Here is a 14,933-nt window from a genome sequence, read left to right as displayed (position 1 = left end):
AGCAATTTGGGTTTGAGCACTGACTCATACCTATGCCTCCGTAACTAATCGGTATGCTTGTTCCTGCCTAAAGATTGCTCTTGATAGTTCTGGTAAACTACAACGCCACTCTTGAGGAATAAAAGATTCCTGTATCAACGAATTCAAATCGCAATTTTCATCAACCAAAGCTCGAACAACCAACCCACCAATATTGAAATTATTTTCATCTGTTCTAGAAGTAAGTGTTTCTAACCAACAAGGATCGAGCTGTGAACGCTTGTTTCGAATTTCAGTCAATATTTCATAAAAACTGTAGTCGCTGTTATGACTACATTTAGGTAATTTGTCTACCGCTTCAGCTAATGTGAATACAACACTAGCGGGTGATGGCAGTTGTATTTCTTCGAGCAAATCATAAGGCATTAAAACTGCGGCTATTTCAGGAAAGTAATAACGATAGCTCTCTTTTTGAGATGTTGAATAGAGAGCCTCAGCCCACCATAAAACATTTAGCCTCGTTTGCTCTTGCATTTGATAACCCAAAAATATTTTTTGTTGCCTTTGGAGGACTAACCTTTGTTCATTCAAAACTTTTTCGAGTGAGTTTTTTAGTGAATTAAGACTTTCCAACGAGCTATTGCGGCTAGCAATAATTTGTTCTTCAATGTTGTTATGCTCAGAAGTTAGTATTTCAGACATTCTACTAGCGAAATCGCCAACCCAATTATGACTGTTATTGTGAGCCCAATATCTATTAGGGTTTTGGCCTGTAGCAGTTTGACCATTTTTATTGGTATATTGTGGACCTGCAACCCCAGCTACACGCTCATAAAGGTCATTTTCGTCAAAGCTTTTTTCAACAGTAGTTTGTTTAGGTAGCGAATCAAGTTTAATTGGCTTTTCTTTAGGAAATGACAATTCAGGCCCAGTGACGATGGCGTTTTGTTCAGCAATACGGCCTAATGACTGTAAAAAGTTTTTGAGTGCAGCCTCTTCTTTACCATGCCTTAGTAAAGGGAATGCATCGCAAGCAGTTAGCCACATTATTGCAGCATTATTATCTTCTTCTGATACTTGAGAACAAGCCTCTAGAATTATTGCTCTATATAGGTTGACTGGTTCATCAGTATATGCGGTCAAGAATGCTTTCCACTCATTCTGAAGAAGCTCTTTTGCTTTGTTTATAGGCAACTCATCTAGTGAAACATTAGGATTTAAACCACATAGAATTGCTGGAATAAGTTGGCAACGGTTTTCACTAAAGTATTCAGCTAGCTTTTGAGCTGCTTGCTCGATCTTAGCATAACGTTCATCATTTCCGTCGATGCTATCAATAAGCCCTAAACCTAAAAATGAATCCAAAATTTTATCCATACTAGCTCCTTAGTATAGTTTTTTGTTAACGGATAATTGGGTTAAAAAGCTTTTAATTAAATCGCTTTCAGGATAATCATGAGTAACTATATTCAACAAGTCAGTGGGTTTCACCGCTGCACCATTTATTGATTTTTGCCAAATGTTCAACCACATATCTTTTGGCCTAGAATTGCTTGCAATATCACTGTTTCTCCCGCCAGCTCTCTTCCAAAGAGCTCTAGCATCTGAAATATCTGGGTATTCTTCTGCTAAAAAGCCGATTAGATCATCAGTTGAAACATTCATCGACTCGACTTTATGGTGATGAGTAAACATATCTGCATTATCTCGAAGAAACCTTAGCATGCACTGAGCAGATGCTTGAGAAGCAAAATGTCTGTATTGATCATCTTTAAATGTATCACCAAAATCAGAAACTGCTTTTACAACAAGTACAGGAATTCGATTTATATTACCTAGTGCACCTAGTGCACTTGCTTCCATATCAACACCAAGAACTTTGCGCATAGAATGAGAAAGCCTCGAAAACAAGCCTGAATCCTCAACAACTGCAGCCCCAGTTGCTATAGGAGCGACATGAATTTTAAATGGCTCAGGTTCAGGCAAACCTTTCGGATGCCACAGATTTAACTCGTTGGCTTTTTCGAGCCCACTATCAGTTAAAGTAAGCTCCCTAGTCACTAACTTTTTCTTTAATAATCGAGCTAATACAGATTGCCAATCTGCGCATTTGCTATCAAATTCGTCATGTTCAAATGGTTTAATTTGATTTGCCAAACATTGAATTACCCAATTTTCTTGATTTTCGAGTGGGTACTTAGGCCGAGATATTGGCCAAGCGGATAAATCGACGGAGAGGTTTTGCATTCTTTGAACAATTTCTGTGTCAGGGCGGTATTGAAGCATATCACCCTGAAAAACCTCGATATCACCTTCTTTAATGAGTTTACCTGAATCGTAAGACCAAAGCCTTTCCGCAAAAATAACATCGCCAAGGGAGACTTTTCCTCTTCGGCCTGCACATATCCCCGTCATTGCAATACATTTAAAATCGGACTCGGAAAGCATACTATGAACTAGAGCGCTTGCTTCCTCCCGTCCCATATAAGAGGCCCAAGTAACACGGACAGATATTTCTATATTGTCTCTACCAAGAAAACGAGCGTCAGCAGCTAGCCTCCCACTTGCTAGTGTTTTCTCTACCCAACCAGTACCACAAATACCTTCTTTGATTTGTAAAACTTGCTGAAATTCATCCTTTAATGCACATACAATTAGGACATCAATTTGTTCTTTTTCTTCCATGTTCATCCGTTTCTAGACTTAGTTACTCGGGAATAGCACTATTCTAGATGTTACATGGTGACAGATGCTTTATTTTTCAATGGCGTTTTTTCAGATAATTCATTTCTATTCATGATATTATTAACATTGAGATGAATTACCTCCGATGTTTGTTATCGAGATGACTAACCATCTTTGCCGTGGTGTATCAAGTCTAACTCATAATGTTTTAGTGAGTTTATATAAACCTTTATTAGTTTATTTTCTCAAGAGTTCCCTAAAGCTTTTAAGCATTCAAAAGAGTAAAACTTTCTGTCGAATTTTTTGAAAAACATTAGTTTGTCTATGCTGATTAATCTAGTACGGAAACTCTTCTGTATTTGAGCGCAAAACTTAATGCGTTGTTTGCTTCGGCTACTAAATAATTAATAAAGCTTGTTTTAGATTAAGCTGAATTGCAGGATTTCAATTCTGCTTTAATTAAATAAAATGCGTGCCGTGGAACTATTTTTTCACATTTGTTAACCCAAGATCATATATTGATAGTTAGATAAACTAATACGGTAAATGAAATTGAAACTTTTTAGTCTAAATTGTTTATGTTCAGAAAAAAGATTGTTGACCGTTTCTTATCGCAATGATGCTTAAGTATGTCAAGTTATACTTGAACGCCTAAGGTTTGTTGGAAATCTCATCAATTTAGGTAATGGTGAGTCATACTCTGCTACAGTTAGATTTGATTACACAAAAAAGTCACGTCTTACAAAAATATCTATTTGATTATATATTTCTGCTTTTAATTAAATTTAATTCGGCTTCTAAGTCATTTATTTTCTTCAAAAATTGGTGGTTTGATAACGCTAGGGCGTTATGAGTCGCAGCCATTAGTGACATTTGTTCTTTAAGGCTAGTTATTTCGTTACGATATTTTGCTTTTATCCGTTTTTCGTTGGCAAGCTTCTCACGAAGTTTAGTTACATCGGAATTTTGTAGGGCTTGCTTTTTCGTGATAGTTTTTGATTTTAGTAGCTTTATTTTTTTGATTACGTCTTTGTAGTAATAAGCAGATCCATTACCCAGGTTGGCTTCTTCTTCGACTGCTATAATGCTTAACCCACGTTTAGCATCAATACGAATCGTATTGCCAGAAAGTATTCTCTCAATGGCGTTCAGTAGCTCTAATTTTGTATTTTCTGACTTACTCAAATCTGTCTGATCTCGATTTCGGGTTTGTAAGGAGTGTAACTGATCTCAAAGTAATCCATAACCTTCTCAGCCGCACGTAGCTGGGTAATAAAATGGCTTAGCTGTGATTGAGATAGTTTAATATGCTCCTCCATTTTTGTTATGGTTTCAACAATCCATTGATGCCTTTTTTGCCAAGCTTGTGCTTTAGCCTCGTCAATGACGACATTCTCGCAGTTAAAACAATTGATTGGTGATACAACTTTCTCCATTCGGCATTCATAGCCAGCCATACAGTATGAATGGAGTGTACCAGCGATAGACACTCGACCTGCAGAGACTTGTGCATATAATGCATCCCAAGATGAATATTTTACAGCGGTATTTTGTCTGTCTTTTACTACGTCTAGGCCTTTTTTACCAAATAGTTTGTCATCTGAGTTATACCACTGAAATAGTAATTGTGTTGTGACTTCTCTATCTACCTCTCTTAGTAAATTATTGAGCTCTGAGTCCACCGTTACATGCTTTATTTTTGCTGCCACGCCACCTTCTGTATACCACTGTGCCATTGGTAAATACAGGTGCTTATATTGCTGTTTTATAGCGACGTCAGAAAGTAGGTTGTGTCGTTTACCAAACACTGCAAAAGTTCGTCTGAGTTGATGGGTTGTAAGTGCCCATGGCTTGCCGATGATAATTTTTTGCGTATAAGCATGTATATTAAGATTTGGGTTTAGGAGTTTAAACTCTTCATAATCTTGCTCATTTACGATGGCGCCAGCTTCTTCTACAAGTCTTTTATAATGTCTAACAAATGGAGGTCCAGTAAATATGTTGGGTGTTTTACCTCTAATTTTTTGCACTAGCCAAATACTTGAAGCTCTTTCGTTATCTAATCTATCATCAGAGAGCATTAACTGAATACGCATATTTTGGGTTAAATCTGAAGCAAGCTCAATTGCTTTCCCTGCTATTGGAGAAGTTAGCCATTCTGCTTTTACTGGAACAGCCGGTGTCATTTTACTATGCATTGATTGTAACGAATAAAATGTCTGATCTTTAAGCTTTAGTGTTTTAAAGCTATCAGAATGTAGTCCATAAAGCTCACTTCTTCTCATGCCTGAAAATGCACCACATACTAAAAAACAACACATCAAAAGATGAGAGTAGAGCCAATCAAACTCAGTGATTTTAAGTGGAATTAAGCCTTTTTCTTCAATGTTTGATGCGTAACTTTGAAGAATATCTGTTGGTCTTTGTGGTTTAGCTTTACATATTTCAGCTTTGTAATGAGGAGAACTAGATGTTAACCAATTCCACTGGCCCGTTTTTATTTTACGATCGACAGCGGCTTTCCCTATTGTGTAGTTTTCTTGTTGCTCGGTATGGATATCTAGTAGCGTTTGTCTGATAGGGTAATAATTATCAATATACTCAATCGCTTTTGAGTATATGAGCTGCATCAAGCGAGACGGTATAGCGTAAAACTGCTCACTTTGCAGTTTAGTTGGGCAACCTAGTTGGCGACCTAATTCTCTAATTGGTGTAGTTAAAGGTAATGACAATTTTATGGGGGTTAGGTTTCTAACAGCTTCAACCCAGTTTATTGCAAACAGGAGTTTTGCCGTATATGGTCCACTCATTTTAAGTGACTTTAAGTAATCACAAAATCTCGCAAATTGTATGGGGTGGTTAAGAATGCAAATTGACTCTGCCTTAACAGACTCTAAGTATTTGTAAACTTGGGTCAAGTTAAGGTTCCTTTCTAAGAATGTCGTTGTTTTTATCATGGTACCTTGCCTTAAAGTGCCAACAGCAAATAAACCAAGGAATGCGAGTAACTTTTGCTCCTGTAACAAAGGAGTCGTTGTTAAATGGGTAAAAGATGCCCGTTTTTTTGAAACGATTTTAACATCGACATAATGTGTGACGTCCCAGCTCTTGTCACCGAAATGACTTAACACATAGCCATCTTGATCTATCATTACGGGGATCTTGTTGAGATTATCCCAATCTTTACTTTCGTAATACTTGATAGCACGTTCTACCAAAACGGTGTTCTCTTTTATGATTTCCTCTGGAGTAGCTAGTAGTGGCCTCATAATCACCTCTTACAAAACTAAATTAAGTGTATCGGGCCAAAATGGGTGGCGGCCAACTTTATGTAACTTTCTCTCTGCTTGTCTTCTCACTTTTAAGTCGATACTAAAAAGCACATGTTTTATTCTGGTGAGCACTCGCTCAAAGTTGTTTTTAAAATGTGACATGTTGAGGTGATCTTCTTTTGCATCCTCTAACGCTTCGTAAAAGCTCAACAGACACCAGATATCATCAACTTCTTCGACTAGCACTTGGTTTGGGCAGGAAAAACAATTCAATAAGTCTGCACAGGCGAGGTGACTCATATCTACACTGTCGATAGAGGCCTTTCGCCGAAAACGATCTCCTCGGCTGTTGAAAGGGTCTTTACATCCAGTGCCTAAAGGTGTTTTTTGACCATTCCCAGACTTGGCATAGCGGTTTACAAACTCATCGTATGGGAGTACTTCAAGATTCATTTGCTCGAGAGTTTGTTCGCGAGCTTTATCTATGTCGCCACATTTGATGGCATTTTCTAATGTATTAGCTGTGGCTTGTAATTGAGCGTTATTTTCCGACTCGTTACCTTTGCTATAGTGTTTTCTTACTACATCTGGAGTGTTATTGAGCAATATTGATGTTTCGAGTGAATTCCCTGTAAGTGCCAAGTAATTTGCAGAACCTGTAGCCCTGAAACGCCTAGCCTCAGGCCTAAGCTCTTGGCCATTATCGTCAGTTAAGCCAAAGGTCTTAATTAGCCAATTCATGTTAGAGCGAATATGTGTTGGACAGAGAGGCTTATTTACTTCGTCGATACATTGATGAAGTAGTCTATTGGTATTAGGAAACAGCGTATGCGTTAGAGTGATAAGGTCATTAATAAAGTTGAGCGCATGCTTTGGAATGTCAGCACTGAGGTTGTCGCCTAGTTCGATTGTAACAAACTTATTAGCCCTCTTTTTTAGTACCGTTTGCACAAACCATTTCCCTTGTTGTCCTTTTTTTGGGGAAGCTTTAGGTATGTCCATATCTCTTATCGTGCTGGCGTTAGCCCAAGTGTAGTAGGCAAGTAAAAAGTAGGCAGCACAGTAACATTTTGTAATCGCGCTACTTACATAGACTTTTATGTCTCCGAAAGAAAAGCTCGCATACTGTTCATGCCTTCCTGCTTTGATATATTTTTTAGGCGATGCTTGTATTTGCTTTGAAAGCTGAAAGTAAAGGCTTTGTAGTATCTTAATAAGTTTTTTAAGTTCAATCTCTGAATAAGCTTGTGTCGGGTTTATTTGACTACGAAATAATTTGAATTTAGAAAACCACTGCTCAACAGGGCGGTCAAGCATTCTCATTATTGCTCGTAGACCACTTAGTTCTCTGTTTGCTGAATTTGAACTTGTAGAGCCAATTCTGACATTGTGGACTAAGTACGCTTCGAATGCGTTGATACCCTCTTTTGAGTCAGGGTTTGCAGGAATACTGTCACAGACTTTTACGTATTTCGTGAAGGTTCTGTACAGCGAATGCAAACTTGTGTCTGTATATTTTGTATTGCTCTTGAATGCCCGATACCACTCAATAACTAGCTCATCACGATTCAGCAAAGTGCTCTTTTGCAATTCAACAATTTTAGGAACTCCTTTAAACCTAAATCGTTGAAAATCAGGGTAAACAAATTGATTACCGTAGATGTTCAATTTAAGTTTGAGGTCAAGATTTAACTTTGATTTATTAATCACTATGGATCCTCATACTCATTAACAACAGAGTCCATTACTTGGTCTAAAAAACACACGGCGCGTATAGATGCTTTGTTTCGGTTTATAAAGTTCAGATACCGCCACGTTGTTTTTTCGTCTTTATGTCCCATCCAACCCATGATCAGTGACATCGCATCAAAGGGTGATAACCCAATATTTTCATCCAAGAGTGACGCGAGGCGAAAGGTACCGTAGGTTGCCCGTAAATCATGTGTTCTGTGCTGAAAGTGCACATTGAGTTCATTTCGAATATGACTACGAGTTAAGTTGAAATGACGCTGTATCGCATTAGGGGTATATGGTTTTCCTCGATTGGTAATCAGCAATTCTGCAATTGGTTTATCACCTTTACACTCTCTATACTGGCGCCTTTCACTAATCAGGTATCGATGCATTTTATTCATAAGTACAGTTGGCACTTCGATGGTTCTGACAGAACCAAATTTAGTATTTACGCCATTGTGTGGTCCTATGCTGATTTGAACGTGATATGTATCTGAGTTACACCTTTTAACTAAGCTTACGGGGAAAGTGCAGGCCTCTTCAATACGCAGACCGCACATGAGTTGCAGTAGTTGATGAATTTGAAATTCAATAGACTGCTTTTTGAGTGCTCGTGAATATAATTTTACTTCATCTTCGGTGAGTGGGTTTAAGCTTTGTTCTGGTGTTCTCCTTGGCACTTTGATCCTCAAATCAGAACTTCTTACTACGTAATTACGATTGATATGTGCCAACATTCCTGTAGTTTTGACACTAACAAACTCCACCTCAAAAGGCTTGTTTTCTTTAGAAAACTGAATTAGCCCTTCGTAATATGCCCACTCGTAAAATTTTATAACATGGTTTATGTAAATCGATGCTGTTGAATTACTTAGCTCACCTGCTTTCACTGCAGCTAAAAGGTCTTGGTTTCTAAAAAGGTATGTTGGCTTATTTGATTTGATGGTTGGAAAGTCTTTCCAAGAAAGCTTATGGCTTTCTAAAAAACGCCAATATCGGCTTATGGCACGCACATTTGAATTGATGTTCTTTGCGCGTTTTACGTTTATGAGGTGATTCATCCAAAGGTTAATTGCCGTGACGTATTCTCCATTTTCATAAAAGGTTGGAAAGCCTTTTAGCTGAATGCTTGATTTTGTCCCGCAAAACGGTGTTTGGATCTCTGTTTCAAAGTCATCGGATTGAACAATTGTGAGCATAAAAAAGCCGACCAATAACTGTACATTAATTAGTCAGCTTAGATAATTTTCCAGAGTTAGCAAATGTAAAGTTTCACTTTTCCAGAGAAAAATTTACATAGTAACAAATTCTTCCGAACCGGTAGGGTGAATTGCCACAACTGAATCAAAATCAGCTTTGGTTGCCCCCATCTTCATGGCAACACCAAAACCTTGGATCATTTCATCAACAGCAAAACCAATGCCGTGTAAGCCAACTATTTTCTCATTAGGGCCTTGGCATACTAGTTTCATTTTACATGGTTGGCGGTGTTGCGTTACAGCTGTGTACATTGCAGTAAAACTTGAGGTATATACTTTAATGTCATCATCGCCAAACTGTTCACGTGCATCGGTTTCAGTTAAACCGATGGTACCAATTGGCGGGTGACTAAATACTACGGTTGGCACTAAGTTGTAGTCCATTTTGGCGTTTGGCATTTCAGGGTTAAATAAGCGCTCAGACAATAAACGGCCAGCTTTTACAGCCACAGGTGTTAGCTCAATACCGTTTTCAATAATATCGCCTACGGCGTATACGCCTTCAGCTGTGGTATTTTGGAATTCATCTACTTTTACGTGACCTGATTCAGTTAATTCAACGCCTGCTGCTGCAATATTGATTTTATCGGTAGTTGGTTGACGACCAATCGCCCAGATAACTTGGTCAACATTCACGCTGTTACCATTTTCAAAATGCAGTGTTAAAGAACCGTCTGATTCTTTAGTAACTTCTTTTGGCGTAGCGTTAGTGTGAAGTGTTGGACCTTCTGATTCAATTACTTCCATCAGAGTATCAACAATAAGTGGGTCAAATGTGCGAAGCGGTGTATCACGGCGAACGCATAAATGCGTTTCAGTGCCTAAACCGTGCATTACGCCTGCAAGTTCAACTGCAATATAACCAGCACCTACAACTGCTACGCGCTTTGGCTGCTCTTTTAATTCAAAAAAGCCGTTTGAGTCGATGCCGTATTCAGCACCAGGAATATTTGGAATGCTAGGGCGACCGCCAACAGCAACAAGAATATGGTCGGCAGTGTAGTGCTCACCATTCACTTCAATGGTTTTGTTATCGACAAATTTTGCGAATCCTTGGATTACGGTAACGCCATTTTTTGCTAAGTAATTATCATAGCCATTATGAATACGGCCAATGTAAGCTTCACGACTCTCAAGTAATTTAGCCCAATTAAATTCTTTAATTTTAACATCAAAACCGTAGTCTGGAGCGTATAGTTTGATCGCTTCAGCAACCTGGGCACCATGCCACATTACTTTTTTAGGAACACAGCCAACATTTACACAGGTGCCACCTAGCGGGCCTGCTTCTACTAGGGCGACGTTTGCACCGCGCATTGCTGCTCGGTTTGCTGATGCAATGCCACCACTGCCACCGCCGATAGCGATATAATCAAAATGCTTTGCCATTTAAAGTTCCTTAATTTTTTAGTCTTTGTTTTTAACTGATATAGGTATTCTAACCGATAACACAATAGCCTAACTTGCAATTTTTATCGATTGCCCCAATCTAAATTAACAATGACAAATTAATAAGAAGCGTTTTATGACTAATCCATTAATTGGCCTTGAAGGGTTACCACCATTTTCACAAATTAAACCTGAGCACATTGTGCCTGCATTAAAACAGGGTATTGCGGATTGTAAGCAAACGATTGAGCAAGTATTAGCGCAAGAGTCGTATACTTGGGATAACTTTATTGTGCCATTAGATGAAGTCGACGATAAATTAACGCGACTTTGGTCACCAGTGTCGCATATGCACTCAGTAGTAAACAGCGAAGAACTGCGCGCAGCCTATGATGAGTGTTTACCGCTGATCTCAGAATATTCTACCTTTGTAGGTCAACATCAGGGGTTATTTTTAGCAACGAAAGCGATTGCCGAAAGCGATGAGTTTGCAAACCTTACAGAGGCGCAGCAAAAAGCGATTAATAATAGCCTGCGTGACTTTAAACTTTCAGGCATTGCATTGCCTGAAGAAAAACAAAAACGTTACGGCGAAATTGTTGCACGTCTTTCTGAGCTTGCAGCTAAGTTTGGCAATAATGTGATGGATGCCACACTTGCTTGGCAAAAACACATCACAGATGAAGCGGATTTAGCGGGTTTACCAGAGTCTGCAATTGCTCTTGCAAAACACACAGCGGAAAGCAAAGAGTTGGAAGGTTGGTTATTTACCCTCGACTTCCCATCGTACTTACCTGTTATGACTCATGCGGATAATCGCGAACTGCGTAAAGAAACCTATATTGCATTTAGCACCAAGGCATCTGATCAAGGGCCTAATGCCGGTGAGTTTGATAACAGTGAGATTATGGCTGAAGAACTTGCGCTTAGACATGAGCTGGCACAATTGCTCGATTTTGAAACGTTTGCCGATAAGTCACTAGCAACAAAAATGGCAGAATCACCACAGCAAGTGTTCGATTTTTTAAATGACCTTGCAGCTAAATCAAAACCCCAAGCACAAGCAGAGCTTGCTGAACTGACGGCCTACGCAAACGAAAAGCACGGCATTAGCCAGTTAGAAGCGTGGGATTACACCTATTACAGCGAAAAGCTTAAGCAGGAAAAGTATGCAATTTCAGATGAAATTTTGCGTCCTTATTTCCCTGAAGACAAGGTGTTGAGTGGCTTGTTTGAAACCGTTAACCGTCTATTTGGTATTAATGTTAAAGAAGTACAAGGTGTTGATACTTGGCACAAAGATGTTCGCTTTTTTGAAATTTTTGATAACAGCGGCGAAAAGCGCGGTTCATTCTATTTAGACTTATACGCACGTGAACATAAACGTGGCGGTGCATGGATGGACGACTGTATTGGCCGTAAAGTGCGAGCTAATGGTGAAGTGCAACTGCCAGTGGCTTACTTGGTATGTAACTTCAACAAGCCGGTTGGCGATAAACCAGCGTTATTTACTCACTACGAAGTAACCACTTTATTCCATGAGTTTGGTCATGGCATTCACCATATGTTGACGCAAGTGGATGTGGGCGCTGTATCGGGTATTAATGGTGTGGCGTGGGACGCGGTTGAATTGCCAAGTCAATTTTTAGAAAACTGGTGTTACGAAGAAGATGCACTTGCTTTTATTTCGGGTCACTATGAATCAGGTGAGCCGCTTCCTAAGGATTTACTTGAAAAATTACTCGCGGCTAAAAACTATCAATCAGCAATGATGATGATTCGTCAATTAGAGTTCTCATTATTTGATTTCCATATCCATGCTGATTTTGATCCTGCTAAAGGGGATGAAATTCAAACAATTTTAAATAAGGTGCGCGAACAAGTTTCAGTAGTTAAAGCGCCAGAGTTCAACCGTTTTCAACATGGCTTTAGTCACATTTTTGCTGGTGGCTATTCAGCAGGATATTATTCGTACAAATGGGCTGAAGTACTCTCTGCAGATGCCTTTTCGCGCTTTGAAGAAGAAGGCATTTTTAATGCAGAAACGGGGCAATCATTTTTAAATAATGTGCTTGAAATGGGCGGCTCTAAAGAACCTATGGAGTTGTTTGTTGCATTTAGAGGGCGAGAGCCAAGTGTGGATGCCTTGTTGCGCCACAGCGGCATTCAGTAAGAATCTAGGGTCTGTTGATCTTTGCTGTTCTATTTTTGTTCTCTTTGAGCGTGCTTTTATCGCGGCGCTCGATGTGTGGCCTAGTAATCTAAGCGAATATCGAGCAACAATGATAAAAGTGCGCTCAAAATAACCGTTCGGCAGCGCTTGATTGGGCTTTCTACTGTGTTATCGGCTGACTTACATAGAACAACTATGCCACGCAGCCTCTGTCTTGTATAAAACCCAATCAAACTGCTGCAAAAACGAACTTGAAAGGTCAACAGACCCTAAAAAGCCGCTAAAATTTAGCGGCTTTTTTTATGCATTTCATTTGGTTAAGTCTATGCTTAATTTTAGCTATTAAATAATATAGGTTTGGGCATGTTAACCAGCGTACTTGCTATTGATGATGACAAGCTAATTCACCAGATTATAGAAAAAACACTCACCGAAAATAACCAAGTTAGTCATGCATATAATGGTGAAGAGGGTATTCAAATAGCAAGGGATACTCATCCTGATATCATTCTGCTCGATGTTGAAATGCCGGGTATTAACGGTTTTGAAGTCTGTTGCAAGTTAAAGCAACAAACTGAAACGAAAGACATTCCAATTATGTTTTTATCGTCGCGGAGCTCTCTTGAAGAACGCATTAAAGGTTATAATTCAGGTGCCGACGATTACATTGTTAAACCCTTTGAAACACAAGAGTTGCTTGCCCGTATAAAGGTTTTGTATCAATACAAAAAGCAATCGCAAACCTTAAAGCAAGACATTGAGCATGCACAAAATACTGCTGCAGTTGCAATGACAGACTACAGTGATATGGGACGTGCAATGCGTTACGTAAGCCAAACTTATGGCGTGAAATCGTTATCTCGTTTATCGGAGTGCTTTTTCGAATTTTTTTATCCACTTGAATTAAATGTTGTTACAGCATTCTGGTTAGAAACGGGCAATGAGTTCTTTTCAAATAATAGTGCGGTGTGTCCACTTGAAAAAGAACTGATGTTCAACGCTAAAGAAGGTGAGCGGTTTATTGATTTTGGTGCAAGAACAATTATTAACTACCCAAATGTTTCTTTGTTGATAAAAAATATGCCGTTAGATGACCCCTCGTTATATGGCCGTTATAAGGATCTTTTTCCACATATTTTAGAAGCAACAAATGCAAAATTGGGCACCCTTGAACTGCATAATCAGCTCTCAGAACAGGCTCAACAAATTACTAAAACATTCGAACTCGTTGATAGTACATTAAGAGAGCAAATTCAAAGTTTGTATAGTAATAGTAAGGTTTCTGTTGAATTGATAGAAACACTTTATCGACATTTCTGCGAGTCGGTCCCTCGACTTGCCTTAGAGGTCGATCAGGAAGAGTATATTCTTGGTTCCGTGGAAGAGACTGTTGAAAAATTACGAAATCACTTAACAATGGGGAATGAAATCCAAAGCTCCTTTAACGAAGTGATGACGTATATGGCGCATATTATGGCTGAGCGCCAAAAGATTATTGAAATGCTAGAAGAAGAACAGCAAAGAGAAGAAATAAACGAAGTAACGTCACAAGACGATATTGAGTTATTTTAGTGAGTTTGCATATTCACGTATAAAAATACTTTGCTAATCACTATAATGGTTTTATCCCAATATTTAGCAATGGATTTTCTGTGTTAATTGCTAACAGCATTCCTGAACAAAAAGATTACCTTGAACAGCTTGATAAGCGCTTTGCGTTATCTGAGTGGTTATCAAATAATCCCCTTTTTTCACTTCATTATGATCAAGATGGTTTGGCGTTAACCAAAACGGATGAGCCAAAGCTTGGTGCTATTCGAGTTGATTTTGTAACAGGAGCCGCTGCGCATAGACGCAAATTTGGTGGTGGTAAAGGGCAGGCTATTGCAAAAGCCATAGGCTTAAATAAAGGTAAAGGGATCACACCGCATGTACTTGATGGTACAGCCGGATTGGGTCGGGATGGTTTTGTTTTGGCATCCCTTGGCTGTACAGTGACGTTACATGAACGTCATCCAGTTGTTGCTGCACTCTTATTTGATGGGTTAGAGCGCGCTTATCTTGATGCTGAAATTGGCAGCTGGATGAGCGAGCGTATGAAAATGGCGTTTGGCTCGAGCCATCAACTCTTGCCCGAAACGCAAACTGATATCGATGTTGTGTACCTCGATCCTATGTTTCCACATCGCGAAAAGTCAGCCGCGGTAAAAAAAGAAATGCGGGTTTTTCAATCGCTAGTTGGTTCTGATTTAGATGCAGATCTGCTGTTGTCACCGGCGTATGACTTAGCAACGAAACGCGTAGTTGTTAAGCGTCCTGATTATGCCCCCTTCCTTGACGAGAAAACGCCTTCAATGCAAATCAAAACCAAGAAAAATCGTTTTGATGTTTATGTCAAAGCTGCGATGACTGAAACAAAAATGTCATAATAAAGTCATATAC

General features: G+C 39.1%; 10 protein-coding genes. 3 read left to right on the top strand and 7 right to left on the bottom strand.

From position 1 onward, the window contains the following. Window positions 1–30: 30 nt before the first annotated feature. The 7 genes from OM33_RS00585 to gorA form a co-directional block, all read right to left on the bottom strand. Window positions 31–1,356 carry a GTPase-associated system all-helical protein GASH gene (locus tag OM33_RS00585; RefSeq protein WP_038637393.1) on the bottom strand — a complete coding sequence of 442 codons (1,326 nt, stop codon included), beginning with the start codon at window positions 1,354–1,356 and terminating at the stop codon, window positions 31–33. Window positions 1,357–1,365: 9 nt separating this feature from the next. Continuing rightward, the gene (locus OM33_RS00580) at window positions 1,366–2,664 is read right to left on the bottom strand and encodes a 5'-methylthioadenosine/S-adenosylhomocysteine nucleosidase family protein (RefSeq protein ID WP_052140831.1); all 1,299 of its coding nucleotides are present in this window, start codon (window positions 2,662–2,664) and stop codon (window positions 1,366–1,368) included. Between the two features lie 759 nt (window positions 2,665–3,423). Continuing rightward, complete coding sequence (locus tag OM33_RS00575) at window positions 3,424–3,849, bottom strand: hypothetical protein (protein ID WP_038637388.1); 426 nt, start codon at window positions 3,847–3,849, stop codon at window positions 3,424–3,426. Next, complete coding sequence (locus OM33_RS00570; RefSeq protein WP_038637385.1) at window positions 3,846–5,933, bottom strand: hypothetical protein; 2,088 nt, start codon at window positions 5,931–5,933, stop codon at window positions 3,846–3,848. Before OM33_RS00570 ends, OM33_RS00575 begins: the two co-directional genes overlap by 4 nt. 9 nt (window positions 5,934–5,942) lie before the next feature. After that, window positions 5,943–7,646, bottom strand: a complete 1,704-nt coding sequence (locus tag OM33_RS00565; RefSeq protein ID WP_052140830.1) for a hypothetical protein — start codon at window positions 7,644–7,646, stop codon at window positions 5,943–5,945. Beyond that, window positions 7,646–8,869, bottom strand: coding sequence for a tyrosine-type recombinase/integrase (locus OM33_RS00560; protein ID WP_038637383.1), 1,224 nt, complete (start codon window positions 8,867–8,869; stop codon window positions 7,646–7,648). The genes OM33_RS00565 and OM33_RS00560 overlap by 1 nt, the downstream gene beginning before the upstream one ends. Before the next feature lie 93 nt (window positions 8,870–8,962). Then, window positions 8,963–10,318, bottom strand: a complete 1,356-nt coding sequence (gene gorA / locus OM33_RS00555) for a glutathione-disulfide reductase (protein WP_038637380.1) — start codon at window positions 10,316–10,318, stop codon at window positions 8,963–8,965. A gap of 136 nt (window positions 10,319–10,454) precedes the next feature. Here gorA and prlC point away from each other — a divergent pair, with 136 nt between their 5' ends. The 3 genes from prlC (at window position 10,455) to OM33_RS00540 (ending at window position 14,920) form a co-directional block, all read left to right on the top strand. Next, on the top strand, window positions 10,455–12,491 hold the full coding sequence (gene prlC, locus OM33_RS00550) for an oligopeptidase A (RefSeq protein WP_038637377.1): 2,037 nt from the start codon (window positions 10,455–10,457) through the stop codon (window positions 12,489–12,491). A 363-nt stretch (window positions 12,492–12,854) separates the two neighbouring features. Next, complete coding sequence (locus tag OM33_RS00545; protein ID WP_038637375.1) at window positions 12,855–14,063, top strand: response regulator transcription factor; 1,209 nt, start codon at window positions 12,855–12,857, stop codon at window positions 14,061–14,063. Between the two features lie 80 nt (window positions 14,064–14,143). Further along, complete coding sequence (locus OM33_RS00540) at window positions 14,144–14,920, top strand: class I SAM-dependent methyltransferase (RefSeq protein ID WP_038637372.1); 777 nt, start codon at window positions 14,144–14,146, stop codon at window positions 14,918–14,920. Window positions 14,921–14,933: the final 13 nt, after the last annotated feature.

Origin of the sequence: Pseudoalteromonas piratica (assembly GCF_000788395.1) — a bacterium.
Lineage (GTDB): Bacteria > Pseudomonadota > Gammaproteobacteria > Enterobacterales > Alteromonadaceae > Pseudoalteromonas > Pseudoalteromonas piratica.
The sequence above is the reverse complement of the archived record's forward strand: the minus strand, read 5'-3'. Positions and strand labels throughout refer to the sequence as shown.

What these genes read in the sequence shown, in the direction of transcription:
- OM33_RS00585 (WP_038637393.1), bottom strand. Translation starts at nt 1,356, where the DNA reads ATGGATAAAATTTTGGATTCATTTTTAGGTTTAGGGCTTATTGATAGC.
- OM33_RS00580 (WP_052140831.1), bottom strand. Translation starts at nt 2,664, where the DNA reads ATGGAAGAAAAAGAACAAATTGATGTCCTAATTGTATGTGCATTAAAG.
- OM33_RS00570 (WP_038637385.1), bottom strand. Translation starts at nt 5,933, where the DNA reads ATGAGGCCACTACTAGCTACTCCAGAGGAAATCATAAAAGAGAACACC.
- OM33_RS00560 (WP_038637383.1), bottom strand. Translation starts at nt 8,869, where the DNA reads ATGCTCACAATTGTTCAATCCGATGACTTTGAAACAGAGATCCAAACA.
- gorA (WP_038637380.1), bottom strand. Translation starts at nt 10,318, where the DNA reads ATGGCAAAGCATTTTGATTATATCGCTATCGGCGGTGGCAGTGGTGGC.
- prlC (WP_038637377.1), top strand. Translation starts at nt 10,455, where the DNA reads ATGACTAATCCATTAATTGGCCTTGAAGGGTTACCACCATTTTCACAA.
- OM33_RS00545 (WP_038637375.1), top strand. Translation starts at nt 12,855, where the DNA reads ATGTTAACCAGCGTACTTGCTATTGATGATGACAAGCTAATTCACCAG.